General features: G+C 68.8%; 22 protein-coding genes. 14 read left to right on the forward strand and 8 right to left on the reverse strand.

All coding sequences use genetic code 11. The features are described from left to right. Nucleotides 1-89 precede the first annotated feature (89 nt). From JWS13_RS39540 to hutH, 3 genes are read left to right on the forward strand one after another with little or no spacing between them, the layout of a single operon-like run. Nucleotides 90-1,475, forward strand: a complete 1,386-nt coding sequence (locus tag JWS13_RS39540; RefSeq protein ID WP_206010683.1) for an MFS transporter — start codon at nt 90-92, stop codon at nt 1,473-1,475. Next, entirely contained in the window at nt 1,472-2,680 is a 1,209-nt protein-coding gene (locus JWS13_RS39545) for an amidohydrolase (protein WP_206010684.1), read from the forward strand. The genes JWS13_RS39540 and JWS13_RS39545 overlap by 4 nt, the downstream gene beginning before the upstream one ends. Continuing rightward, nucleotides 2,677-4,263 (forward strand): histidine ammonia-lyase, encoded by a 1,587-nt coding sequence (gene hutH / locus JWS13_RS39550; protein WP_206010685.1) that lies wholly within the window; start codon nt 2,677-2,679, stop codon nt 4,261-4,263. The genes JWS13_RS39545 and hutH overlap by 4 nt, the downstream gene beginning before the upstream one ends. Before the next feature lie 20 nt (nt 4,264-4,283). On the opposite strand, the gene JWS13_RS39555 is transcribed toward hutH, so the two are convergent. The 6 genes from JWS13_RS39555 to pcaH are packed head-to-tail and all read right to left on the reverse strand — an operon-like array spanning nt 4,284 to nt 10,249. Beyond that, nucleotides 4,284-5,495 carry an acetyl-CoA C-acetyltransferase gene (locus tag JWS13_RS39555; RefSeq protein WP_206010686.1) on the reverse strand — a complete coding sequence of 404 codons (1,212 nt, stop codon included), beginning with the start codon at nt 5,493-5,495 and terminating at the stop codon, nt 4,284-4,286. A gap of 34 nt (nt 5,496-5,529) precedes the next feature. Then, nucleotides 5,530-6,327 (reverse strand): IclR family transcriptional regulator, encoded by a 798-nt coding sequence (locus tag JWS13_RS39560; protein ID WP_206010687.1) that lies wholly within the window; start codon nt 6,325-6,327, stop codon nt 5,530-5,532. After that, nucleotides 6,324-7,517, reverse strand: a complete 1,194-nt coding sequence (gene pcaDC / locus JWS13_RS39565; RefSeq protein WP_206010688.1) for a bifunctional 3-oxoadipate enol-lactonase/4-carboxymuconolactone decarboxylase PcaDC — start codon at nt 7,515-7,517, stop codon at nt 6,324-6,326. Before pcaDC ends, JWS13_RS39560 begins: the two co-directional genes overlap by 4 nt. Beyond that, nucleotides 7,514-8,866: a 3-carboxy-cis,cis-muconate cycloisomerase gene (gene pcaB, locus JWS13_RS39570; protein ID WP_206010689.1), complete on the reverse strand. Its 1,353-nt coding sequence runs from the start codon at nt 8,864-8,866 to the stop codon at nt 7,514-7,516. Before pcaB ends, pcaDC begins: the two co-directional genes overlap by 4 nt. A 28-nt stretch (nt 8,867-8,894) precedes the next feature. Beyond that, nucleotides 8,895-9,536, reverse strand: a complete 642-nt coding sequence (gene pcaG, locus JWS13_RS39575) for a protocatechuate 3,4-dioxygenase subunit alpha (RefSeq protein WP_206010690.1) — start codon at nt 9,534-9,536, stop codon at nt 8,895-8,897. Next, on the reverse strand, nt 9,536-10,249 hold the full coding sequence (pcaH, locus tag JWS13_RS39580; protein WP_206010691.1) for a protocatechuate 3,4-dioxygenase subunit beta: 714 nt from the start codon (nt 10,247-10,249) through the stop codon (nt 9,536-9,538). Before pcaH ends, pcaG begins: the two co-directional genes overlap by 1 nt. Nucleotides 10,250-10,401: 152 nt before the next feature. Between pcaH and JWS13_RS39585 the strand changes: the two genes are divergently transcribed. From JWS13_RS39585 to JWS13_RS39605, 5 genes are all read left to right on the forward strand, one after another. Then, on the forward strand, nt 10,402-11,151 hold the full coding sequence (locus JWS13_RS39585; protein WP_087559495.1) for a CoA transferase subunit A: 750 nt from the start codon (nt 10,402-10,404) through the stop codon (nt 11,149-11,151). Next, the gene (locus JWS13_RS39590; protein WP_206010692.1) at nt 11,148-11,789 is read left to right on the forward strand and encodes a 3-oxoacid CoA-transferase subunit B; all 642 of its coding nucleotides are present in this window, start codon (nt 11,148-11,150) and stop codon (nt 11,787-11,789) included. Before JWS13_RS39585 ends, JWS13_RS39590 begins: the two co-directional genes overlap by 4 nt. Before the next feature lie 89 nt (nt 11,790-11,878). Then, nucleotides 11,879-12,502 (forward strand): GNAT family N-acetyltransferase, encoded by a 624-nt coding sequence (locus tag JWS13_RS39595; RefSeq protein WP_206010693.1) that lies wholly within the window; start codon nt 11,879-11,881, stop codon nt 12,500-12,502. A gap of 62 nt (nt 12,503-12,564) precedes the next feature. Further along, the gene (locus tag JWS13_RS39600) at nt 12,565-13,578 is read left to right on the forward strand and encodes an iron-siderophore ABC transporter substrate-binding protein (protein ID WP_206010694.1); all 1,014 of its coding nucleotides are present in this window, start codon (nt 12,565-12,567) and stop codon (nt 13,576-13,578) included. A 48-nt stretch (nt 13,579-13,626) separates the two neighbouring features. Next, nucleotides 13,627-15,675: a prolyl oligopeptidase family serine peptidase gene (locus tag JWS13_RS39605; protein WP_206010695.1), complete on the forward strand. Its 2,049-nt coding sequence runs from the start codon at nt 13,627-13,629 to the stop codon at nt 15,673-15,675. 41 nt (nt 15,676-15,716) lie between these two features. On the opposite strand, the gene JWS13_RS39610 is transcribed toward JWS13_RS39605, so the two are convergent. Further along, nucleotides 15,717-15,977: a WhiB family transcriptional regulator gene (locus tag JWS13_RS39610; protein ID WP_072946563.1), complete on the reverse strand. Its 261-nt coding sequence runs from the start codon at nt 15,975-15,977 to the stop codon at nt 15,717-15,719. Nucleotides 15,978-16,069: 92 nt separating this feature from the next. Then, the gene (locus tag JWS13_RS39615) at nt 16,070-16,621 is read right to left on the reverse strand and encodes an HNH endonuclease (protein WP_206010696.1); all 552 of its coding nucleotides are present in this window, start codon (nt 16,619-16,621) and stop codon (nt 16,070-16,072) included. 418 nt (nt 16,622-17,039) lie between these two features. Between JWS13_RS39615 and mihF the strand changes: the two genes are divergently transcribed. The 6 genes from mihF (at nt 17,040) to JWS13_RS39645 (ending at nt 22,993) form a co-directional block, all read left to right on the forward strand. Continuing rightward, nucleotides 17,040-17,351 carry an integration host factor, actinobacterial type gene (gene mihF / locus JWS13_RS39620; protein WP_005248100.1) on the forward strand — a complete coding sequence of 104 codons (312 nt, stop codon included), beginning with the start codon at nt 17,040-17,042 and terminating at the stop codon, nt 17,349-17,351. Between the two features lie 152 nt (nt 17,352-17,503). Continuing rightward, entirely contained in the window at nt 17,504-17,971 is a 468-nt protein-coding gene (locus JWS13_RS39625) for an SRPBCC family protein (RefSeq protein WP_206010697.1), read from the forward strand. Between the two features lie 306 nt (nt 17,972-18,277). Then, a complete protein-coding gene (locus JWS13_RS45760) occupies nt 18,278-18,430 on the forward strand; it encodes a hypothetical protein (RefSeq protein WP_009474026.1) in 153 nt (50 codons plus the stop codon). A 56-nt stretch (nt 18,431-18,486) separates the two neighbouring features. Next, on the forward strand, nt 18,487-21,162 hold the full coding sequence (locus tag JWS13_RS39635; protein ID WP_206010699.1) for a valine--tRNA ligase: 2,676 nt from the start codon (nt 18,487-18,489) through the stop codon (nt 21,160-21,162). Further along, nucleotides 21,159-22,586 carry a bifunctional tetrahydrofolate synthase/dihydrofolate synthase gene (gene folC, locus JWS13_RS39640; RefSeq protein WP_206010700.1) on the forward strand — a complete coding sequence of 476 codons (1,428 nt, stop codon included), beginning with the start codon at nt 21,159-21,161 and terminating at the stop codon, nt 22,584-22,586. Before JWS13_RS39635 ends, folC begins: the two co-directional genes overlap by 4 nt. Beyond that, nucleotides 22,583-22,993 (forward strand): DUF4233 domain-containing protein, encoded by a 411-nt coding sequence (locus JWS13_RS39645; protein ID WP_124391204.1) that lies wholly within the window; start codon nt 22,583-22,585, stop codon nt 22,991-22,993. Before folC ends, JWS13_RS39645 begins: the two co-directional genes overlap by 4 nt. Nucleotides 22,994-22,997 lie beyond the last annotated feature (4 nt).

The following is a 22,997-nucleotide window of genomic DNA, read 5'->3' on the forward strand; positions in this document are numbered from 1 at the left end:
CGCCACCGAGAGTTGTCGCAGCGCGGGTGCGCAACCTGGAACAACCAGGCTCAGCGAAGTCGAGGTCGATGATGCGAACAATATCGGTTGTGGGTGAGGACCTGAGAAGCAGACGGCTCCCGCTCGGGGCACTACTGGGCTCGATGGCCACCGTCGAGTTGCTCAGCGGTGTCACGCAGGGCTATCTCACACCACTGCTGCCTTCGCTCGGCGACAGCCTCGAGATCACGGCATCGGGACAGACCAGGATCTATCTGCTGTCTCAACTGGCGTTCGCGATCTGGACGCCGCTACTCGCCAAACTGGGCGATACGTTCGGGTACCGCCGCTTTCTCCGCCTCTCCATCGCCCTGGTCGCTACCGGGTCGCTGATGATGGCGATCTGGCCGAGTCTGCTGACGATCTCGGTCGGTGTCGTTCTCCAGGGTGCGGTCGTGGGCTTCATGCCGCTCCTGATCGGAATCCTGCGACACCAGGCGCCGGCGAGTCGTCGCACGGGAGTCGGCCTGCTGGTCGGCGTCCTCACCGCGGCGGTCGGCATCGGCGGTGTCGTGTCCGGCTCCCTCAGCGAGCAGTCGGCGACACTCGGGCTGTGGGTCGCGGTACCGGTCGCCGTCCTGGCGGTGATCGCCGGCTTCCTGCTTCCCGATGGTGCTCCGCGGTCGGGCGGCCGTATTCCACTCGTGTCCTTCGCCCTGCTCTCGCTCGGCCTGGCCGGTGTGGTGGCAGCGCTGTCGCTCGGTGCGGACTGGGGATGGACCTCAGGAGAAACGATCGGATCGATGTCTCTGGGTGTCGTCGGTCTCGCCGGATGGATCGGCGTCGACTCGGCCTCGAAGAGTCCGATGGTAGACCTCCGCCTGCTCGTCCACCCACCCGTGGCCGTCGTCTCCGGAGTCACCTTCTGCCTGGCCTTCTCGACGATCGGCTTCTTCGGTGCGAATGCGGTCTTTCTCGGGTCTTCGCCGGACGACAGCGGATTCGGTCTCTCCTACGGGCCTCGTTCGATTGCGCTTGTCGCACTCGCACTCAACGTGTTCGCGCTCGCAAGTTCACTCTCCACATCGACGATGCTGCGCCGGCTCGGTGAACGGCAGACACTTGCCCTGTCGGGTGCTCTGATCGCAGCCTCTTTCGGGAGTTTGCTCCTCTGGCATACGACGGCGTTCCAGTATCTCGCAGCCATCGCCCTGCTCGGCGTCGGTTTCGGCGGCTACCAGGCCTCGACGCGCGCCCTGTGCGTCGAATCGGTGCCCGACCGCGAGACGGCCATGGCGGCGGGAATCAACGAACTCGCGCTCTCGATGGGTGCGGCGATCGGAGCGGCTACTGTCGGCGCAATCCTGTCCGCGACCAGTACTTTCGCGGGTGTCACGTTGCAGTCCTACGTCTGGCTGTGGTGCGTGTGTGCAGCGGTCGCGCTCGTGGGGGCCTGCCTCGGACTGTGTTACCGCAAGGGAGCGAACCTCTCATGACGGACCGAGCGACGCTCGTCCCGGCCGATGTCGCGGCGAGGATCGAGTCCTGTGTGGAGCGTTGGTCGGGCGCACTGGTCACCCTGAGTCACAGCCTCCATCAAGAGCCGGAACTGGCATTCCAGGAACATCGATCGGTATCGAAGATCATCGACCTCGCGGAAGGCGCGGGGTTCGAGACGGCGAAAGGCGTCGGGGGCCTGGCGACGGCCTTCGTCGCGACCAAGGGTACCGGTGCCCTCACGATCGGCTTCTGCGCCGAATACGACGCGCTTCCCGAGATCGGCCATGCGTGTGGGCACAACGTCAACGGCGCCGCCGCGGTGGGTGCGGCGATCGCGTTGGCAGAGGTGGCGGACTCCCTGGATGTCCGGGTCAAGCTCGTGGGAACCCCTGCCGAGGAAGCCGGCGGTGGGAAGGCCATCCTCCTGAGAGCCGGCGTATTCGACGATGTCGCGGCCGCAATGATGGTGCACGCGGGCGGCCGCGACGAGGTGGGCGGATCCTCCCTGGCGATGAGCCAGTGGACGGCGTCGTACGTGGGTCGGTCCTCGCACGCCGCGACCGCTCCGTGGCTGGGCGCCAACGCGCTCGACGCGGTTGCAGTGGCGTACAACGCCGTAGGACTCCTGCGTCAGCAACTCGAGCCCGGCCTCGTCGTATCGATCATCGTCACCGACGGTGGACAGGCCTGCAACGTGATTCCGTCGAACGCTCGAGTAGCAGTGGAAATTCGAGCGACATCGATGACCAAGCTCCGGCAGGTGCAGGCGAGAGTGCGGGCGTGCCTCGAAGCCGGAGCGCTCGCGACGGGCACGGACGTCACCATCGAACCCTGCGGCGAGGACTTCGCGGAACTGCTACAGGACGACTTCATGACCCGCGCATACGCCCGGGCGATCGGCGCTCGCGGACGGACCGCCCTGTCTCGGGCGGGCGACCACGTCGCGTCGACGGATATGGGAAACGTGTCCCACGTGCTACCCGTGATCCACCCGACCATCGGGTACGACGTCGGTGATGCCGCACACCACACGGCCGAGTTCGCTGTGCACGGCACCTCCCCGTCCGCTGACGAAGCGGTACTGGACGGTGCGACGGCGATGGCAGTGGTCGGGGCGGAACTAGCCCTCGATCGAACTCAGCGCACACGACTACTCGACTGCGTCCAGAATCCACACCTCCGAAGGGAACAGAAAGTATGAGCGTCGATACCGTTGCGAGTCACGGAGACGAATGTGCAAGAGCCGAGGAGACCGTCGTAGTCGGCGTCGGAGCTGTCACACCGGAGCAGGTGCTGAGTGTCGCTCGCCGAGGCGCCGCCGTGACGCTGTCCGAAGATGCGCTCCGTGCGATGAGCGAGTCACGGCGGCGCATCCAGGATCTCGCCGAAGATCCGAGGCCCGTCTACGGGGTGTCCACCGGTTTCGGGGCCCTCGCCACCCGGCACATTCCCTTCGCCCTGCGCACGCAACTGCAGCGCAGCCTGGTCCGCTCGCACGCGGCGGGGTCGGGTCCCGAGGTCGAGCGAGAAGTGGTGCGGGCCTTGATGTTGTTGAGGTTGTCGACGCTGGCCACCGGGCGGACGGGGGTGCGGCCGGAGGTCGCGCAGGTCTACGCCTCACTGCTGTCGGCGGGGATCACCCCGGTGGTGCACGAGTACGGCAGCCTCGGGTGCTCCGGTGATCTGGCGCCGCTGGCCCACGTCGCGCTCGCGGTGATCGGCGAGGGCACGGTGCGCGGCGCGGACGGCGCACTGATGCCGGCCGCGAGTGCACTGTCCGCCGCGGGGATCGCGCCGGTGGTCCTCGAGGAGAAGGAGGGGCTCGCCCTCATCAACGGCACCGACGGCATGCTCGGGATGCTGCTGCTGGCGTGCGAGGACCTGCGCGCGCTGCTGCGGTTGGCCGACGTGACGGCGGCGATGAGTGTGGAGGGGCTGCTCGGCACGGACCGGGTGTTCGCCCCGGACCTGCAGGCGCTGCGGCCGCACCCCGGTCAGGCCCGGGCCGCCGCGAACATGGTCCGGTTGCTCGCCGGCTCCGAGATCGTGCAGAGTCACGCCAACCCGAGTTGCACGGTGGTGCAGGACGCCTACTCGTTGCGGTGCGCGCCGCAGGTCGCGGGCGCCGCGCGGGACACCCTGGCGCACGCCGAGCAGGTGGCGTCGTGGGAACTGGCGAGCGCCGTCGACAACCCGGTGGTCACCCTCGACGGGCGGGTGGAGTCGAACGGCAATTTCCACGGGGCGCCGGTCGGGTACGTCCTGGATTTCCTGGCGATCGTCGTCGCGGACGTCGCGAGCATGAGTGAGCGCCGCACCGACCGGTTCCTCGACGTCGCGCGCAACCACGGGCTGCCGCCGTTCCTGGCGGACGATCCCGGTGTCGACAGCGGCCACATGATCGCGCAGTACACGCAGGCGGCGATCGTGTCGGAACTGAAGCGGCTGGCGGCGCCGGCGAGTGTCGACTCGATTCCGTCGTCGGCGATGCAGGAGGACCATGTGTCGATGGGGTGGTCCGCCGCCCGGAAGCTGCGCCGGGCGATCGACGGGCTCACCCGGGTTCTCGCCGTCGAGGCGCTGACTGCCGCTCGGGCGCTCGACCTGCGGGCGCCGCTCGCACCGTCACCCGCGACGGGGGCGGTGCGGGACACGATCCGTGCGCACGTTGCCGGGCCGGGAACCGACCGTCACCTAGCGCCGGAAATCGAGGCCGCGGTCGCCCTCGCCGCCTCAGGCAGGTTGCTCGAGGCGGCGGAGGGTGCCGTGGGTGCACTGGCCTGACGACTGACCTGCCTTGGGAATCAGACCCGCTCGAACACCGCGGCCAGGCCCTGGCCGCCGCCGATGCACATGGTCTCCAGCCCGTAGCGGGACTCGCGACGGTCCATTTCCCGCAGGAGGGTGGCGAGGATGCGACCGCCGGTGGCGCCGACGGGGTGCCCGAGCGAGATGCCGGACCCGTTGGGGTTGAGGCGCTCGTCGGTGGGGTCGAGGTCCCAGCTGCGGAGGACGGCGAGGGTCTGCGCGGCGAAGGCCTCGTTCAGTTCGATGACACCCATGTCGGACAGCGACAGTCCGAGCTGACCGAGGGCCTTCTCCGTCGCGGGCACCGGGCCGATGCCCATCGTGCGCGGCGGGACGCCGGCCACGGCCCACGACGCCATCCGGGCGAGGGGCTTCAGTCCCAATTCCTTCGCCTTCTCTGCGGTCGTCACGATGCACACGGCCGCGCCGTCGTTCTGGCCGCTGGCATTGCCTGCGGTGACGGTGGAGGCGGAGTCGATCTTGGAGCGGATGGCGCGGAGCTTCGACAGCGACTCCACCGTGGTGTCGGCGCGCGGGTGCTCGTCCTTGTCGACGACGAGCGGGTCCGACTTACGTTGCGGCACCGTCACTCCGACGATCTCCTCGGCGAAGCGGCCCGACTCCTGCGCGGCGACGGCACGCTGGTGCGACTGCACGGCGAGCGCGTCCTGGTCCTCGCGGCTGATGTCGAATTCGGCCCGCAGGTTCTCGGCGGTCTCGATCATGCCGCCGGGCACGGGGAAGTTCGCGCCGCCGGCGGTGACGCGGGCGCGGGCGAGCCGGTCTGCGAGTTGCACCCCTTCGCCCTTGACGCCCCAGCGGATGTTCGGGTTGGTGTAGAACTCGGCCTGGCTCATGGATTCGGCGCCGCCGGCGAGGACGAGATCGTTGCCGCCGGACGCCACCTGCAGCACGGCGGTGATGACGGCCTGCAGACCGGATCCGCAGCGGCGATCCACCTGCATGCCCGGGACGTCGATGCCGAGTCCGGCGTCGAGGGCCGCGATCCGGCCGATGGCCGGGGCCTCTCCGCCCGGGGATGCCTGACCGAGGATGACGTCGTCGATCTGGCTGCCGTCGATGCCGGTGCGTTCGACGAGTGCCGTGATGACGGTGGCGGCGAGACTCTGGGGAGTGAGGTCCTTGAACACTCCACCGAACCGCCCGACCGGCGTCCGGAGGGGTTCGCAGATGACGACGTCACGCATGAAAAGGCCTTTCGTGAAGATTCCTCGGGCAGCGTCAGCGGTTGACGGTGGCGAGGTCCTGTTCGATGTCGGTTGCGGTGACCCGCAGCGACGGGATGAGATCGGAATGCAGATCCTCGAGGCTGTACCGTGCGGCCGGAGTGGAGATGTTCACCGCGGCGACGGTGAGCCCGGAGGCGTTGCGGATCGGTGCGGCCATCGACCGCAGGCCCGCCTCGAGTTCCTGGTCGAGAACGCAGATGCCGTCCGCGCGGACCGCGAGGATCGCGGCCTTCAGGTCGTCGCGGGCCGTGATCGTGCGCTCGGTGAGGCGCTGGATGTCGAGCTTCTCGAGGTACGCGTCGAGTTCGTCGTCGGGCAGTCCCGCCAGCAGGACGCGGCCCATCGACGTCGCGTACGCCGGGAGCCGGGTGCCGATGGTGATGCCCACCGTCATGATCCGGCTGACGGGCACACGGGCGACGTACACGATGTCGGCGCCGTCGAGGATCGACACCGACGACGACTCGTGGACCTTGTGGCTCAACTTCTCCAGGTGCGGCTGCGCGACCTCGGGAAGCGACAGACTCGACAGGTAGCTGTACCCGAGTTCGAGGACCCGCGGCGTGAGCCAGAACGCGGAACCGTCCGTGGCCACGTAGCCGAGTTCGACGAGGGTGAGCAGGAACCGGCGCGCGGTGGCGCGGGTCAGGTCGGTGGCGCGGGCGACGTCGCTGAGCGTGCGCCGCTGGTTCCGGTTGTCGAAGCAGCGGATCACGGCGAGGCCCCGGGCCAGCGACTGCACGTAGTCGGGGGACGGGAGGATCTTCTCCGTCGGTTCGGTAGCTGTCATGTCTGCGAATCCTCCACTGTCGACTCGGCGGCCAGGTCGGCGAGGGCCTGCTTGCCGAGGGCGAACCCGAGATTGCTGTTGGGCACTCCCGCGTAGACGGCGGTGTGGAGGAGCACCTCGCCGATGGTGTCGGCGTCGACGCCCGCGCGGAGGGCGGCCCGGAGGTGCATGTCGAGTTCGTGCTCGTTGCCGACCGCAGTGAGGACGGCGATCGTGAGCAGGCGGCGCAGTTCGTGGTCCAGCGCGGGACGTGACCAGATGTCGCCCCACGCGGTGCGGGTGATGAAATCCTGGAACGGTGCCGTGAAGTCGGTGGTTCCGGCCACGGAGCGGTCCACGTGGGCGTCGCCGAGCACTGAGCGGCGCACCGTCATGCCCTGCGCGTGCGCGGCGCGTCGCCCGCGCGCGTACCCGCCGCCGGCGATGTGTTCCCGGAGCAGCGCCGTGACGGCACCCGCCTGCTCGAGGTTCGCGACGTGGGCGGCGGGGGAGAGCACCTCGAACCGGGCGCCGGTGATGCCGTCCGCGAGGATCTGCATGACCGACGGCGGGGTGGACGGATCCTCCTCGCCCGCGATCACCAACGTCGGTGCGCTGATGCGGGAGAGGTCGGCGGTGAAGTCCCAGTCGGCGAGGGCGTCGCAGCACGCGGCGTATCCCTCGGGCGACGTCGACGCGATCATGTCCCGGTAGTGCCGGACGAATTCCGGGTCCCGCTTGGCCAGGCCCTCGCTGAACCAGCGTGCGACGACGGCATCGGCGAGCGACTCGGGGCCGTCTGCGCGCGACGCGGCGGCCCGCTCGATCCATCCCTGCGGTTCGCCGAACTTCGCGGCGGTGCACAGCAGCGACAGCGACAGCACCCGCCGCGGGGTGTTCGCGCCGAGCCACTGGGCGATCGCGCCGCCCATGGACAGTCCGACGAAGTGGGCGGCGTCGACTCCGAGGGAGTCGAGCAGGGCGAGAACGTCCTCGGACAGTTCGCGGACGGAGTACGGCCCGTCCGGTGCAGGCGACTCGCCGTGGCCCCGCTGATCGACGGCGACGACCCGGCATTCGTCGGACAGCGCCGCGATCTGTGGGTCCCACATGGACCGGTTGGAGCCGAGCGATCCGAGCAGGACCACGACGGGGGCGTCCGCCGCGCTGTTGCGGGGTCCGGAGATTTCGTGTGCAAGTGCGACTGTCATCGCGTTCCTTCCCGGCCGCGGGCCACTGTCTCCAGTGCGCGGTCGACGATGTCGTGGGCGTGGCCGAGGTACCCGGCAGGGTCGAGCAGGGTGCGGATCTCGTCCGCGGGCAGGTATTCGAGGAGCCCCGGATCCTCGTCGAGACGGTGCCCGCTCCTGCAGGCGGCGGTGACGAGGTCACGCGCGTTGTCGGTGTGGGCGGACAGGGCTCCGGTGACCCGTTCCGCGAGGAGCAGGCCACCGGTGATGTCGAGGTTGCGGGCCATCTCGTCGGGGTGGACGTTCAGTCCGCCGAGCGAGTCGGCGATCCGCGTGACGGCGCCACCGGTGAGGCGCAGCAGGTCGGTGAGGGTTTCCCACTCGGCGTGCCAGGGGCCGGCGGCGCGTTGCTGCTCGTGATCCATCGAGCCGAGGATCGTCGCGACAAGTCCCGGTGTGCGGCGGGCCGCGGCGCGGGCTGCGATCGCGGCCACCGGATTGCGCTTGTGCGGCATGGCAGACGAACCGCCGGGCGACCCTTCGCTGACCTCGCCGACCTCGGTGGACGACAGGAACACGAGGTCGGTGGCGATCTTCGACACCGCGCCCGCGACCGTTCCGAGCGCCGACGCGAGCAGCGCGATGCGGGTGCGGTCGGTGTGCCAGGGGACGTCCTGGCGTGCGAGTCCGAGTTCGTCGGCGAGCACGTCGGCGACGTCGAGGCCGTGCGGGTAGAGCGCGGCGGACGTTCCGGCCGCGCCTCCCAGTTGCACGGGAAGGTCGTCGAGTGCGTCGAACAGTGCGCGGGAAGCCCTGTGCAGCGCGGTCATCCACCCGGCGGCGAGCACGCCGAACGTGGTGGGCAGGGCCTGCTGGCCGAGGGTGCGGCCGGCGATCGGGGTGCCGCGCTGGGCCCGCGCGAGGGCCTCGGCGCACAGCACCGCCTCGTCGAGGGACGCCAGCACGTGCGCGCCGGCCCGGCGGCACAGCAGCATCAGCGCGGTGTCGAGAACGTCCTGACTGGTGGCGCCCTTGTGCACGTGACTTCCGGGCACCCCGGGATTGTCGGCCGCGACCTCGCTGCGGAGCAGTTTCACCAGCGGGATCACCGGATTGCCGCCCGCGGCAGCCGCGTCGCCGAGGGCCGCGACGTCCACGGAGCCGTCGGCGACGATGCGCGCGAACACGGAGGAGATCGCGTCGGCGGACGCGGCGGGGATGACGCCGCACTTCGCCTCCGCCCGGGCCAGTGCCCCCTCGACCTCGACCATCGCGGTGACCCACGCCCGGTCGGAGAGCAGCGCCGACAACTCGCCGGCACCGAACGTCGGATCGAACAGGGCACCCCGGGAGGTCTCCGGAGAGTTCACACGCGACACCTTTCTGGTTTGCGGCCGATTACAGGGCGAAGAACGGGGTTTCCCGTCCGTCCGTGTTCTGCACGTGGATCGTCAGGTGGTATCCGCGATCGGTCTTCTCCGCGATCAGCTTGGGACGGTCGGCTTCCGGCACGGCGGAGAGCACGGGGTCCGACGCGTGGGCGTCCGTGTCCTCGGGAAAGTAGAGACGCGTGTAGAGGCGTTCGAGCATGCCGCGGGCGAACAGTCCGACGTTGATGTGCGGGGCCTCGACTGCGCCGTCCTCGGCGGGGAGGGTGCCCGGTTTGACGGTGTGCACCACGATCGTGCCGCTCTCGTCGGCGAACACGCGTGCCAGGCTGCGGAATCCGGCGGGGGTCGCCTCGGCGGCACCGCGCGGGTCGGCAGGACTGTCGAACCGTCCCGCGGCGTCGGCTTGCCAGGTTTCGATCATCGCGTCGCCGATGGGCTGACCGGCGCCGTCGATGACGTTGAAGGACACGGTGATTCGTCCGGGAGCATCTTCGGGGACGGCGTCGCCGCTGTTCTCCCACGTGGGGAACAGGCCGATGTGGACGTACGGTCCGACGGTCTGGGACGGGGTGACGCCGAACGGCACCTCGTCCTGGCTCCGGGCGAAAACCGGGTACCGCGGGGCGTCCGGGTTCTGGGTGTCGATCATCAGTGGCCTTCCGCATCTTCGAACGGGGTCGCGTCCTGGCCGCGCAGGACGATGTCGAACTTGAATCCGACGGCCCAGTTCTCCCGGGTCTGGTCGTAGTCGAACGTGCTGATCATCCGCTCGCGCGCCGCTTCGGGCACCGAGTTGTAGATCGGGTCCTGGAAGAAGAACGGATCGTCCGGGAAGTACATCTGCGTGACCAGGCGCTGGGTGAACGCCTGACCGAAGAGCGAGAAGTGGATGTGCGCGGGCCGCCACGCGTTGTGGTGGTTGCCCCACGGGTACGCGCCCGGCTTGATCGTCGTGAACTCGTAGTGGCCCTGCTTGTCGGTCAGGCAGCGCGCGACACCGTTGAAGTGGGGGTCGAGCGGCGCGGGCCAGGAGTCGTTCTTGTGGCGGTAGCGGCCGCCGGCGTTGGCCTGCCACACCTCGATGAGGGTGTCGGGGATGGGCTTCCCGGCGCTGTCGAGGACCCGGCCGTGGACGATGATGCGCTGACCCTGGGCCTCGCCGCCGTTGGCGCGGGTCATGTCGTTCTCACCCTTGGTGACGTCGGCGTCACCGAAGACCGGACCGGTGATCTCGCCGAGTCGCTGCGGGATCAGGATCAGGTCGTTCTTGGGGCTGCGCAGCCGAGTCGTCTTGTACTCGGGGAACAGCAGCGGGGCATTGGCTTCGTGCCCGGCTTGGTAGTGGGCTGGCAGATGCAGCATGGAAGAAGATCCTCACGTTCTCGATGTGAACAGTCGGCCGCTATTCGCACATAGTAGTCGCGTTCTGTGATGGGGCCAACAGGCGGGGCGCAATTTGTTCGCAATGTGGATGGGTGTTCACTACTCGAACATTTTGCGGTAGCCTGGGTCACATGGTCAACAAAGTCTTCGCAACGGCGGCCGAGGCCGTTGCCGACGTCCCCGACGGAGCGTCCCTCGCAGTGGGTGGCTTCGGCCTCGTCGGTATCCCCTCGGTCCTCATCGACGCCCTCCTCGCACAGGGTGCGACCGACCTCGAGACGGTCAGCAACAACTGCGGCACCGACGGATTCGGTCTGGGGCTGCTCCTCGAGCAGCACCGGATCCGGCGCACCATCAGCTCGTACGTCGGCGCCAACAAGGAATTCGCGCGGCAGTACCTCAGCGGCGAGCTCGAGGTCGAGCTCACCCCGCAGGGCACGCTGGCCGAGCGCATGCGCGCCGGGGGAGCGGGCATCCCCGCCTTCTATACCCCTGCCGGTGTCGGAACGCAGGTCGCCGACGGCGGTCTGCCGATCCGCTACGACGGCAAGGGCGGCATCGCGGTCGCCAGCAAGCCCAAGGAGACCCGCGAGTTCGACGGGGAGGCCTTCGTTCTCGAACGCGCCATCCGCACCGACTTCGCGCTGGTCCACGCGTGGAAGGGCGACCGGCTCGGCAACCTCGTGTACCGCGAGACCGCCCGCAACTTCAACCCCGACGCCGCGGGCGCCGGTCGTATCACCATCGCGCAGGTCGAACACCTCGTCGAGCCCGGCGAGATCGACCCCGCCGAGGTGCACACCCCGGGCATCTTCGTCCAGCGTGTGGTCGAGGTCGGCAAGCAGGAAACGGGAATCGAGAACAGGACGGTGCGGGCATGAGCTGGACGCGTGACGAGATGGCGGCCCGGGTCGCGGCCGAACTCGAGGACGGACAGTACGTCAACCTCGGCATCGGCATGCCGACCCTGATCCCCGGTCACATCCCGGCGGGCAAGGACGTCATCCTCCACTCGGAGAACGGCATCCTCGGCGTCGGGCCGTACCCCACCGAGGGCGAGGTCGACCCCGAACTGATCAACGCGGGCAAGGAAACCATCACAGTGGAGGCCGGCGGCGCATTCTTCTCCTCGTCCGACTCCTTCTCGATGATCCGCGGCGGCAACGTCGACGTGGCCGTTCTCGGCGCGATGCAGGTCAGTAGCCACGGCGACCTGTCCAACTGGATGGTCCCCGGCGCCATGGTCAAGGGAATGGGCGGCGCGATGGACCTCGTCCACGGCGCAGGCAAGGTCATCGTGATGATGGATCACGTCACCAAGAAGGGCGAGCACAAGATCCTCGAGGAGTGCACGCTGCCGTACACCGGCAAGCGCTGCGTCCAGAAGATCGTCACCGACCTCGCCGTCATCGACGTCACCCCCGACGGACTGCGGCTCGTCGAGACCGCACCCGGTCACAGCGTCGAGGACGTCCAGGCGGCGACCGGCGCGAAACTTCTCGTCGACGCCACCGTCTAGAACAGGCCACCCGTCCCCGCCCGACACGAACCGCGGGCGGCGGCCGGTCGTTCCCGCGCGCAGCCGTCATGGGCCCGTACCCTCTGGGCATGGGTGTGAGCGTGCGGGCCGCGATCAAATCCGACATCCCCCAACTGACGCGGGTCCTCGCGGACGCGTTCTTCGACGACCCCGTCATGGTGTGGATGTGGCCGGATCCCGAGCGCAGGCGGCGCGGCCTGCCGAGACTGTTCGGGGTGGAGATCCGCCACCACCATCTCGCCGGCGGCGGTGCCGAGGTCGCCGAGGGCGACGACGGCGTGATCCGTGGTGCCGCCATGTGGGATCCGCCGGGCGGCTGGAAGCAGTCGACGTGGTCTTCGCTCGTCAGCCTGCCAGGCCTGATCCGCGCGTTCGGCCCGCGATTGGGCGTCGGTGCCGCGGTCAGCGGAACCGTCGAGGACGCGCACCCGGTCGATCCCGCGCACTGGTATCTGGCGACGATCGGAACGTCGAGCGCGGGACGGGGCGGCGGCTACGGGACGGCGCTGCTGCGGTCGCGGCTCGACCGTTGTGATGCCGAGGGAATCCCGGCGTACCTGGAGTCGAGCAAGAAGGACAACATTTCGTACTATCAGCGGTTCGGCTTCGACGTCACCGGTGAGATCCGGATCCCGGACGGCGGGCCGACACTGTGGGCGATGTGGCGGGAGCCCGTCCGCGCGAACCCTTAGGCTAAGCTCGGCAAGCCTTACCTAAGTGGATCGGAATACCTGGTAGACGAGAGGGTCGCCGCATGAACGTGGGACAACAGAGGATCGGCGTCAGCCGACGCGGATTCCTCCTGGGTACCGGGGGAGCGCTGCTCGCGTTCGCCGCGGCCTGCAGCAGCTCGGACGGCGACGGCAGTGGCAACGGCAACGCGCCCGACGGCCCCGTCGTCGCCCACAAGTACGGCGAGACCCAGGTGCCCACGGACCCGCAGCGCATCGTCAGCGTCGGCTACAACGATCAGGACACGATCCTCGCGCTCGGCGGCCCCCTGGCCGGCACGTTCGACTGGTACGGCGACTACCCCTACGGCGTGTGGCCGTGGGCGCAGGACCTCCTCGGCGATTCGAAGCCGGAGATCGTCGGCACGGCGTCCACCAACATCGACTTCGAGAAAGTCGCGGCCGTCGCCCCGGACCTGGTGGTCGGCACCTACTCCGGCCTCACCCAGGCCCAGTACGACAAGCTCAGCGCCATCGCGCCGACGGTCGCGCAACCCAAGGAGTTCGCCGACTACGGCGTCCCGTGGCAGGACCAGACGCGGATTCTCGGCGACGCACTCGGCAAGAAGGACAAGGCCGCCGAACTGGTGTCCGGTGTCGAGACGCAGTTCGCCGACGCCCGGGCCGCCAACCCGGCGTTCGCGGGCAAGACCGTCCTCGTCGGTGCCCTCAAGGGGCCGGGACAGTTCGGTGTGTACGGCCCGGAGGACCCGAAGGTTCGATTCTTCACCGAACTCGGTTTCGTGAACCCCCCTGTGACGGAACAGATCACCGGCAACTTCGCGGAGATCAGCACGGAGCAACTGTCGCTCGCGAACGTCGACCTCCTCGTCTGGTATGCGGGCGGCGGCTACGGCGACAAGCTGCGCGCGGAACTCGACAAGACGCCGATCTATCAGGAACTCGACGTGGTGAAGGCCGGCCGCACGATCACGCTCGAGGACGCCGCCGCCGAGGCGATGGCGTGGAGCACCGTACTGAGCCTGCCGTACGCGTTGAACGAGATCCCGCCGCGGGTCGCGCCCCTGCTCGCCTGAGTCGCGGATGTCCGACGGCATGAGCCCGGTTCGTGATACCAACGACTCGTGACCGCCATTCCTGAACTCCACGCCGGAACTCCGTTCGACGACCTCGACGACTATCTCGCGCTCGGTCGCGTCGGCGGCCTCGCGCTGTCGGCGGACGGGCGTAGGCTCGTCGTCGCGCAGTCGACGCTCGACGAGAAGTCGACGAAGTACGTCACCGCCCTGTGGGAGATCGATCCCACCGGCGAGTTCGCGGCGCGCCGGCTCACCCGCGGTCGTACCGGGGAGTCCAACGCGACGTTCACCAGCGACGGCGACCTCCTCTTCACGTCCTCCCGGCCGACGCAGGACGAGGACGACCTCCCCGACGACCTGTGGCGACTGCCCGCGCGGGGCGGCGAAGCGGTGATCGTCGCGCGACGCGGCGGCGGCATCACCGGGGTGCGTGCCGCACGGTGCGCCCCGCGGTTCGTCGTCACCACCGGCGTTCTCGGTGGATCCGGCGACGCCGCCGACGACGAGCGGGTGCGTGCCGAGCGCAAGGAGAAGAAGGTCTCGGCGATCCTGCACACGGGCTACCCGATCCGCTACTGGGACCACGATCTCGGTCCCGACGTGCCGCACCTGCTGTCCGCCCCGCTGGACGCGCTCGCGGAGAACGGTCACGAGCCACAGCTCACCGATCTCACACCGATGCCGGGTCCGGCGCTGCGGGAGGCGAACTACGCGCTGAGCGACGACGGCGCGTTCGTCGTGACGTCGTGGACGGTTCCCGGTCCGCTGGCATCGATCCGGAACATCCTGGTGCGCGTCGACACCGAGACGGGGGCGCGTACCGTCCTCGTCGACGACGGCGACGCCGACCTGTCGGACCCGGTGATCTCCCCGGACTGCCGACACGTCGTGTTCACGCGGGAATCGCATGCGACACCCGACTCCGCGCCGCGATTCACGCTGCACCGGTACAGCTTCGACACCGGCACCGTCACGGACGTGGCGCCCGGGTGGGAGCGGTGGGCCACGTCCGTGGTCTGGTTGTCCGATGGCTCGGGTCTTCTCGTGACCGCCGACGACCGCGGGCGCGCACCGATCTTCCTCCTCCGCGACGGCGCGGACCCCACGCCGGTCACGACCGACGACTCCGCATACACCGACCTGCAGGTCGCTCCGGACGGGTCCACGGTGTTCGCGCTGCGGGCGTCGTACGCGGCGCCGCCGCACCCGGTGCGCATCGACATCACCACCGGCGCCGTGTCGCTGCTGAAGGCGCCCGCGGACCTCCCTGAACTCCCGGGCACGCTGACGGAGGTCGAGACGGTCGCCGCGGACGGCGCAGCGGTGCGTGCGTGGCTCGCGGTGCCGACCGGTGCTTCCGCCCACGCGCCGGTGCCGCTCGCGCTGTGGGTGCACGGCGGCCCCCTGGGTTCGTGGAACACCTGGTCGTGGCGGTGGAACCCGTGGCTGCTGGTGGCGCGGGGATACGCCGTGCTGCTGCCGGACCCGGCTCTGTCCACCGGCTACGGGCAGGAGTTCGTCGAACGCGGCTGGGGCAAATGGGGCAAGGCGCCGTTCACCGACCTCATGTCGATCACCGACGCCGCGGTGGCGCTGCCCGAGATCGACGAGAAGCGCACCGCGGCGATGGGCGGATCGTTCGGCGGATACATGGCCAACTGGATCGCCGGCCACACCGACCGGTTCAAGGCGATCGTCACCCACGCGAGCCTGTGGGCGCTGGACCAGTTCGGCCCCACCACCGACGCCGCCTGGTACTGGCAGCGGGAGATGACCCCCGAGATGGCGGTGGAGAACTCACCGCACCTGTACGTCGCGGACATCGTGACGCCGATGCTGGTCATCCACGGCGACAAGGACTTTCGCGTCCCGATCGGCGACGGGCTGCGGCTGTGGTTCGAGCTGCTGTCCGAGTCGGGGCTGCCCGCGGACGACGACGGGGTCTCCGACCACCGCTTCCTCTACTTTCCGGACGAGAACCACTGGATCCTCACCCCGCAGAACGCGAAGGTCTGGTACCAGGTGGTGCTGTCGTTCCTCTCGGAGCACGTGCGGGGCGAGGACGTCGCGCTGCCCGAGATCCTGGGCGGGTAGGCGTCAGCCGGTAGGCGGGCCAGGGCCGCGCCGAGGCGGTGTCACGCCCGCCTCTCGCGGCCCCGGTCGAACTCCTTGCCGCCCCACACCCCGGACTGAGCGGTCGCCCTGGCGAAGAGCTCGCAGCGGATCCGCAGCGCGCAGTGCCGGCACACGTCGCGCGCGTACGCGAAATCCTCGGTCGGGAAGGGGAACCACCGGTCCGGCTCGGGGTCGTTGCGGCACGCGGCGTCGACCCACCCGGCGGGATCGTCGGAGACGGGCAGCAGTGTGGACAGGGTCGTGTCCAGGACGTCGGTCATCGGGAGATCTCCCCTTTCCGGGAGAAGTCGGTCGGTGGGAACTTCCGGGAGAAGTCGGTCGGTGGAGGCGGAATGCCCCAGGGATCTCGCGGCTACACCGCCGCGAGATCCCGCCAGATCTGCCGTTGCGCCTTCTCGATGTGCCGCGGCGCCTTCGGCTCCCACAGGAGCGGCATTCCCGCCTCCTCCGGCGTGCGGTCGGCCTTCCGCTGGTTGCAGGGGGCGCAGCACGCCACGAGGTTGGCCCACGTGTTCGGGCCGCCGCGGCTCCTCGGCAGCACGTGATCGATGGTCGTCGCGACCGGCTCGGCGCAATAGCCGCAACGATTGCGGTCGCGCCGGAACACGCCCGCGAACGTCGCGCGACTGCTGTCGGTCACCAGCACGGAGTGCTGGACGTAGACGTACCGCAGCAGTCGGATGGTCTGCGGCAGGCCGATCTCGACGTGCTGCGACCGGATCGGGAACGGCGGCTCCCGATCGGCGACCGTCTCGGCGGCGCCGACACTGATCAGCACCACCGCGCGTTCCGCGGGAATCTCACAGAGCGCCTCGTATGTGACGTTGAGGACCAGCACGGCGGCACGCGACCAGGTGCGGGCGTCGAGCGTGGTCGAGGACGGGTTACGGGATACGTACCTCACGGGTCTTCTCGGTTCTGTCGTCGGGTCGCGGCGGTGGAGGCACGCCTGCCGACGATCGTCGATTCGGGCGTGTCAGGCGGAGCGCTGGGGCTTCGCCGCGGGCATGATCCCGCGTTCGCCTTGCCGGCAGGCCGGGAAGGAAGGGGCGTTGCCCAGGCGTGACGGGCGCAACGCGACCGCGTGGGCAGCAGGCAGTGCGCGCATCGCTACTTCCTTCCTCGAGTCGACGTGTGAACCGATCGGAACCCGTCGAGCATGGCACACCGCTGCGCCCGCGTCCTGGCATTTTTCGCGCCGTGGGACCCGCGAACAGGGGCCCGACGAATCGGACAGGACGCGCGACACGTCCGATGGATGCGGTGAAGTGGCCGTTCAATCGCTACGGTGTTCGATACGTACCCCGAATGAAGGAGACATCGTGGCACTTCCCCAGCTCACTGACGAACAGCGGGCAGCAGCTCTCGAGAAGGCCGCCGCCGCTCGTAAGGCACGCGCAGAGCTCAAGGACAAGCTCAAGTCCGGTGACATCACCCTCAAGCAGGTCCTTTCCAAGGCTGATGTCGACGACATCATCGGCAAGACCAAGGTCAGCGCCATCCTGGAAGCCCTGCCGAAGATCGGCAAGGTCAAGGCCCAGGAGATCATGGCCAACCTCGAGATCGCGCCGACCCGCCGCCTCCGTGGCCTCGGTGACCGTCAGCGCGACGCCCTGCTGGCTCACTTCAGCTGACACGTTTCCCGGGTGCCCGCCCCACGCCGTCCGGCGTCGGGGTGGGCACCCGGATGCGTTTCCCCTCATTCCTTCGATCGAGTGCAACCTGACGGTTGCGCAAGGAACCGTCGATGTGCAACCGTGGGGTAGCACATTGTCGAGAGGTGAGGATGATCATGAGCGTTCCGGATACGTCCCAGGACAGGATCGAGCGCGAGATCCAGATCGACGCCCCCGTCGAGCGGGTGTTCCGGCTGGTGAGTGAACCCGGCTGGTTCATCGGCGACGGAGATCCCGGCAAGACCACCACCACACGCGAAGGCGACGTCTTCGTCGTCGACTTTCCGCCGTACGGGCGCTTCCCGATTCTTCCGGTGAAGTCCGACGCACCGCACTACGTCTCGTTCCGCGGCGGAGACGATCCCGCGCAGCCGCTGGTGGAGGGCACGTCCACCCTGGTCGAATTCTTCCTGTCCGAGCGGGACGGCGGCACCCTCCTGCGCGTCGTCGAGTCCGGCTTCGCTGCCCTGTACCCGAGCGCCGAGCGTCGCGCCTCCGCTATCGAGGGCAATGTCGATGGCTGGGCGATGCAACTCGCGTTCGCCAAGCGGGCCGCCGAAAGCGGCCGGGGCCAATAGTTCGGCGGCTGATGCGTCGACCTCGCCGACCGCAGTCGGGGGTTGCGGTCAGCGAGGTCGGTGTACCGCCGGTTCAGGCAGGCACGCCCGGATAGTCGTCGGGCCCGCGTGATTCGTTACGCGTCCATTTTCCTCCGATGGCGACGGGACGGAATCGGGGAGTAAGTCTTTGGTCCCCCGGTGTCGGCGGGAACACCACCGGCGCGCCGTCGCCGTGTCGCCGCCGATCGGCGGGTGTTTCGATGCATACTCGACATTCTCGAGTGGTTGCCGCATCGGATGCGGCAGACGAACCGGAGGAATCCCTTGAACGACCACCACGTGCAGCTCTTCTCCGAGCTGCACAGCACCGCAGGATCCCAGGCAGGCGGAGAAGACGCCGGCGAGGCGCTGCGTCCCGTCGACCCGGAGCACCGTACCGCCACCGAGGTGCACCGCGCGCTGTTCAGCGACCAGTAGCGGGGCGGCACGGTAGCCCCGTCGTGGGTCGTCGGTGCGTTCATTAGACTCGACGGGTGACCAGTGCAGCTCCAGAAAATCCCCAGAACCGTGCCGATGCCCTCCCGAAGAGCTGGGACCCCAGTTCCGTCGAGGACGATCTGTATCAGGGCTGGGTAGACGCCGGTTACTTCCGCGCGGACCCCCACAGTGAGAAGCCGGGATACTCCATCGTTCTGCCGCCGCCGAACGTGACCGGCAGCCTGCACATGGGTCACGCTCTCGACCACACGTTGATGGACGCACTGAGCCGCCGCAAGCGGATGCAGGGCTTCGAGGTGCTGTGGCTGCCCGGCATGGATCATGCGGGCATCGCGACGCAGACCGTGGTCGAGAAGCAGCTCGCCGTCGACGGCAAGACGAAGGAAGACTTCGGCCGCGAACTGTTCATCGACAAGGTGTGGGACTGGAAGCGGGAGTCCGGTGGCACCATCGGCGGCCAGATGCGCCGAATCGGCGACAGCGTCGACTGGAGCCGCGACCGCTTCACCATGGACGACGGGCTCTCGCGCGCCGTCCAGACCATCTTCAAGCGCATGTACGACGACGGTCTGATCTACCGGGCCGAGAGGCTCGTCAACTGGTCGCCCGTCCTGCAGACCGCGATCTCCGACATCGAGGTGAAGTTCGAGGACGTCGAGGGTGAGCTGGTCTCCCTGCGGTACGGCTCCCTGAACGACGACGAACCGCACGTCGTGGTCGCCACCACCCGTGTCGAGACGATGCTCGGCGACACCGCCGTCGCCGTCCACCCCGACGACGAGCGCTACAAGCACCTGATCGGGACGACGCTCGAGCACCCCTTCACCGGCCGCGACATCCCGATCATCGCGGACGAGTACGTCGACCCCGAATTCGGCACCGGCGCCGTCAAGATCACTCCGGCGCACGACCCCAACGACTTCGAGATGGGCCTGCGGCACAACCTGCCGATGCCGACCATCATGGACAAGACCGGCAAGATCGCCGACACGGGAACACAGTTCGACGGTCTCGACCGCTTCGAGGCGCGGGTCAAGGTGCGCGAGGCGCTCGCCGAGCAGGGCCGCGTGGTCGCCGAGAAGCGGCCCTACCTGCACAGCGTCGGACATTCCGAGCGCACCGGCGAGTCCATCGAGCCGCGCCTGTCGCTGCAGTGGTGGGTGAAGGTCGAATCCCTCGCGAAGGCGGCGGGTGACGCGGTCCGCAACGGTGACACCGTCATTCACCCGGCAAGCCAGGAACCGCGCTGGTTCGCCTGGGTCGACGACATGCACGACTGGTGCATCTCGCGTCAGCTGTGGTGGGGTCACCGGATCCCGATCTGGTACGGCCCCGACGGCGAGGTCGCGTGCTTCGGACCGGACGAGACCGCGCCCGAGGGCTGGGTGCAGGACCCTGACGTCCTCGACACCTGGTTCTCCTCCGGGTTGTGGCCGTTCTCGACCATGGGCTGGCCCGAGAAGACGCCGGAGCTGGAGAAGTTCTATCCCACAAGCGTTCTCGTCACCGGTTACGACATCCTGTTCTTCTGGGTGGCGCGGATGATGATGTTCGGGACGTATGTGTCGGAGGACGACGCCATCTCTGGCGGCAAGTCCGGACCGCAGATGCCGTTCCAGGATGTGTTCCTGCACGGCCTCGTTCGCGACCAGTTCGGCAAGAAGATGTCGAAGTCGCGGGGCAACGGCATCGACCCCCTCGACTGGGTCGACCGTTTCGGCGCCGACGCGCTCCGCTTCACACTGGCCCGCGGCGCCAACCCCGGCAGCGACCTGTCCGTCGGCGAGGACCACGCGCAGTCGTCCCGGAACTTCGCGACCAAGCTGTTCAACGCGACCAAGTTCGCCCTCATGAACGGGGCGGCGCCCGCGCCGCTGCCCGCACGCGGCGAACTGACCGACGCGGACCGGTGGATCCTCGACCGCCTCGACCGGGTGCGCGGCGACGTCGACGCAGCCTTCGACCGGTACGAGTTCAGCAAAGCGTGCGAGGCGCTGTTCCACTTCGCGTGGGACGAGGTCTGCGACTGGTACCTCGAGCTGGCCAAGGTGCAGTTCGCCGAGAGCGACACGGTCGCGGCGAACACGAGGGCCGTGCTCGGCAACGTCCTCGACGCGCTGCTGCGCCTGCTCCACCCGGTCATCCCGTTCGTCACGGAGACCCTGTGGAAGGCGCTCACCGAAAACGAGTCCGTCGTCGTTGCGCAGTGGCCGCAGGCGGCGGAGGTCGCCGCGGATGTGGTTGCGGCGCAGCGGGTCGAGGACATGCAGCGGCTGGTGACCGAGGTGCGACGGTTCCGCAGCGATCAGGGTCTCAAGCCGTCGCAGCGGGTGCCCGCGCGGATCAGCGGGATCACCGAGGCCGATCTGGACACGCAGCTCGCCGCGGTCACGTCGCTGGCCCGGCTGACGGACCCGGAGGACGGTTTCGCCGTGTCGGCCTCGGTGGAGGTGCGCCTGAGCAAGGCGACCGTCACCGTCGACCTCGACACGTCCGGCAACGTCGACCTCGGCGCCGAGAAGGCGCGGCTGGAGAAGGACCTCGCGGCCGCGCAGAAGGAACTCGCCGGGACCACCGCGAAACTCTCCAACGAGGCGTTCCTCGCCAAGGCCCCCGACGCCGTCAAGGACAAGATCCGGACGCGTCAGCAGATCGCGACAGAAGAAATCGAACGCATCACCAAGCGATTGAAGGAGCTGGAAGGCGCGTGACCTCGCCCGACTTCACGCCGGAGGAAGTCAGCCCCGTCGACCTCGCGGAGTTGACGCTGGTCGAGGCTGAACTCGACAAGCGGTGGCCCGAGACGAAGATCGAGCCGTCGCTGAGCCGGATCGCGGCGCTGATGGACATCCTCGGGTCCCCGCAGCACGGGTACCCGGCGATCCACGTCACCGGCACCAACGGCAAGACGTCGGTGACGCGGATGATCGACGCACTGCTCACCGCGCTGCACCGGCGCACGGGCCGCACCACCAGCCCGCACCTGCAGCTCGCCACCGAGCGGATCAGCATCGACGGACGCCCGGTGTCGCCGCGCCGCTACGTCGACACGTACCGGGAGATCGAACCGTACGTGCAGATGATCGACCAGCAGTCGCAGGCGGCCGGCGGCCCGGCGATGAGCAAGTTCGAGGTGCTCACCGCGATGGCGTACGCCGCGTTCGCGGAGGCGCCCGTCGACGTCGCCGTCGTCGAGGTGGGCCTCGGCGGGCGTTGGGACGCAACCAATGTCATCGACGGGCAGATCGCGGTGATCACCCCGATCAGCCTCGACCACGCGGAGTATCTCGGCGACGACCTCGCCGGGATCGCCGAGGAGAAGGCCGGCATCATCAAGAAGGGCCGCGAGGACGCTCTCGTGCCCGGTGACACGGTCGCCATCCTCGCCCAGCAGACACCGGAAGTGATGGACGTGCTGCTCCGCCGTGCCGTCGAGGTAGATGCCGCGGTCGCGCGGGAGGGCTCCGAATTCACGGTGCTCGCCCGGCAGATCGCCGTCGGAGGCCAGCAGCTGGAACTGCAGGGCCTCGGCGGTGTCTACACCGACATCTTCCTACCCCTGCACGGGGAGCACCAGGCGCGCAACGCGTCGCTCGCACTCGCGGCCGTCGAAGCGTTCTTCGGTGCCGGCCCGGAACGGCAGCTCGACCAGGACGCGATCCGGGAGGGGTTCGCCTCGGTCGTCAATCCCGGCCGGCTCGAACGGGTGCGCAGCGCCCCGACCGTCTTCCTGGACGCCGCGCACAATCCGGACGGGGCCCGTGCGCTCGCCGCCGCCCTGACCGCCGAATTCGACTTCCGCAAGCTCGTCGGCGTCGTCAGCGTCATGGGGGACAAGGACGTCGACGGCATCCTGTCGGCGCTGGAACCGGTGTTCGACGAGCTCGTGGTGACGCACAACGGTTCGGCGCGGGCGATGGACGTCGAGAATCTCGCCAACCTCGCGGTCGCCAAGTTCGGCGACGAACGCGTCGTGGTGGCGCCGACCCTCGCGGACGCGCTGGAAACGGCCATCGGACTGGCCGAGGAGGTCGCCGAGCCCGGTGAGGCAGTATCGGGGGCGGGCGTCGTGGTCACCGGATCCGTGGTGACCGCCGGTGCGGCCCGCACCCTCTTCGGAAAGGACCCAGCGTGAGCGAGCAGGACCCCAGTACTTCGGAACCGGAGTTCGGCCCGCCGACCAAGGACCCGTGGAAGGGCTTCCGCGGCGTGGTCGCGGGGTCTCTGATCCTGGAAGCGATCGTCGTGCTCCTCGCCCTGCCGGTCGTCGCGACGGTCGGCGGCGGACTCACCTGGTGGTCCGGAACGTACCTGGTGGGGCTCGCCGTGCTCATGATCCTCGGCGCCGGCCTGCAGGGCCGCCCCTGGGCGATGAAGTACAACCTGTTGTTGCAGGTGGGACTCCTGCTCGGATTCTTCGTCCACGTGTCGATCGGTTCGGTCGGAGTGGTCTTCGCCATCCTGTGGGGCTACCTCCTCTACTTCCGCCGCAATGTGCGTCAGCGAATGGAGCGGGGCCTGCTGCCGGGGCAGCGCGGCTGACCAT

This window comes from Rhodococcus pseudokoreensis, from assembly GCF_017068395.1.
Lineage (GTDB): Bacteria > Actinomycetota > Actinomycetes > Mycobacteriales > Mycobacteriaceae > Rhodococcus_F > Rhodococcus_F pseudokoreensis.

What these genes read in the sequence shown, in the direction of transcription:
- JWS13_RS39545 (WP_206010684.1), top strand. Translation starts at nt 1,472, where the DNA reads ATGACGGACCGAGCGACGCTCGTCCCGGCCGATGTCGCGGCGAGGATC.
- hutH (WP_206010685.1), top strand. Translation starts at nt 2,677, where the DNA reads ATGAGCGTCGATACCGTTGCGAGTCACGGAGACGAATGTGCAAGAGCC.
- JWS13_RS39555 (WP_206010686.1), bottom strand. Translation starts at nt 5,495, where the DNA reads ATGCGTGACGTCGTCATCTGCGAACCCCTCCGGACGCCGGTCGGGCGG.
- JWS13_RS39560 (WP_206010687.1), bottom strand. Translation starts at nt 6,327, where the DNA reads ATGACAGCTACCGAACCGACGGAGAAGATCCTCCCGTCCCCCGACTAC.
- pcaDC (WP_206010688.1), bottom strand. Translation starts at nt 7,517, where the DNA reads ATGACAGTCGCACTTGCACACGAAATCTCCGGACCCCGCAACAGCGCG.
- pcaG (WP_206010690.1), bottom strand. Translation starts at nt 9,536, where the DNA reads ATGATCGACACCCAGAACCCGGACGCCCCGCGGTACCCGGTTTTCGCC.
- pcaH (WP_206010691.1), bottom strand. Translation starts at nt 10,249, where the DNA reads ATGCTGCATCTGCCAGCCCACTACCAAGCCGGGCACGAAGCCAATGCC.
- JWS13_RS39585 (WP_087559495.1), top strand. Translation starts at nt 10,402, where the DNA reads ATGGTCAACAAAGTCTTCGCAACGGCGGCCGAGGCCGTTGCCGACGTC.
- JWS13_RS39590 (WP_206010692.1), top strand. Translation starts at nt 11,148, where the DNA reads ATGAGCTGGACGCGTGACGAGATGGCGGCCCGGGTCGCGGCCGAACTC.
- JWS13_RS39595 (WP_206010693.1), top strand. Translation starts at nt 11,879, where the DNA reads ATGGGTGTGAGCGTGCGGGCCGCGATCAAATCCGACATCCCCCAACTG.
- JWS13_RS39600 (WP_206010694.1), top strand. Translation starts at nt 12,565, where the DNA reads ATGAACGTGGGACAACAGAGGATCGGCGTCAGCCGACGCGGATTCCTC.
- JWS13_RS39610 (WP_072946563.1), bottom strand. Translation starts at nt 15,977, where the DNA reads ATGACCGACGTCCTGGACACGACCCTGTCCACACTGCTGCCCGTCTCC.
- JWS13_RS39625 (WP_206010697.1), top strand. Translation starts at nt 17,504, where the DNA reads ATGATCATGAGCGTTCCGGATACGTCCCAGGACAGGATCGAGCGCGAG.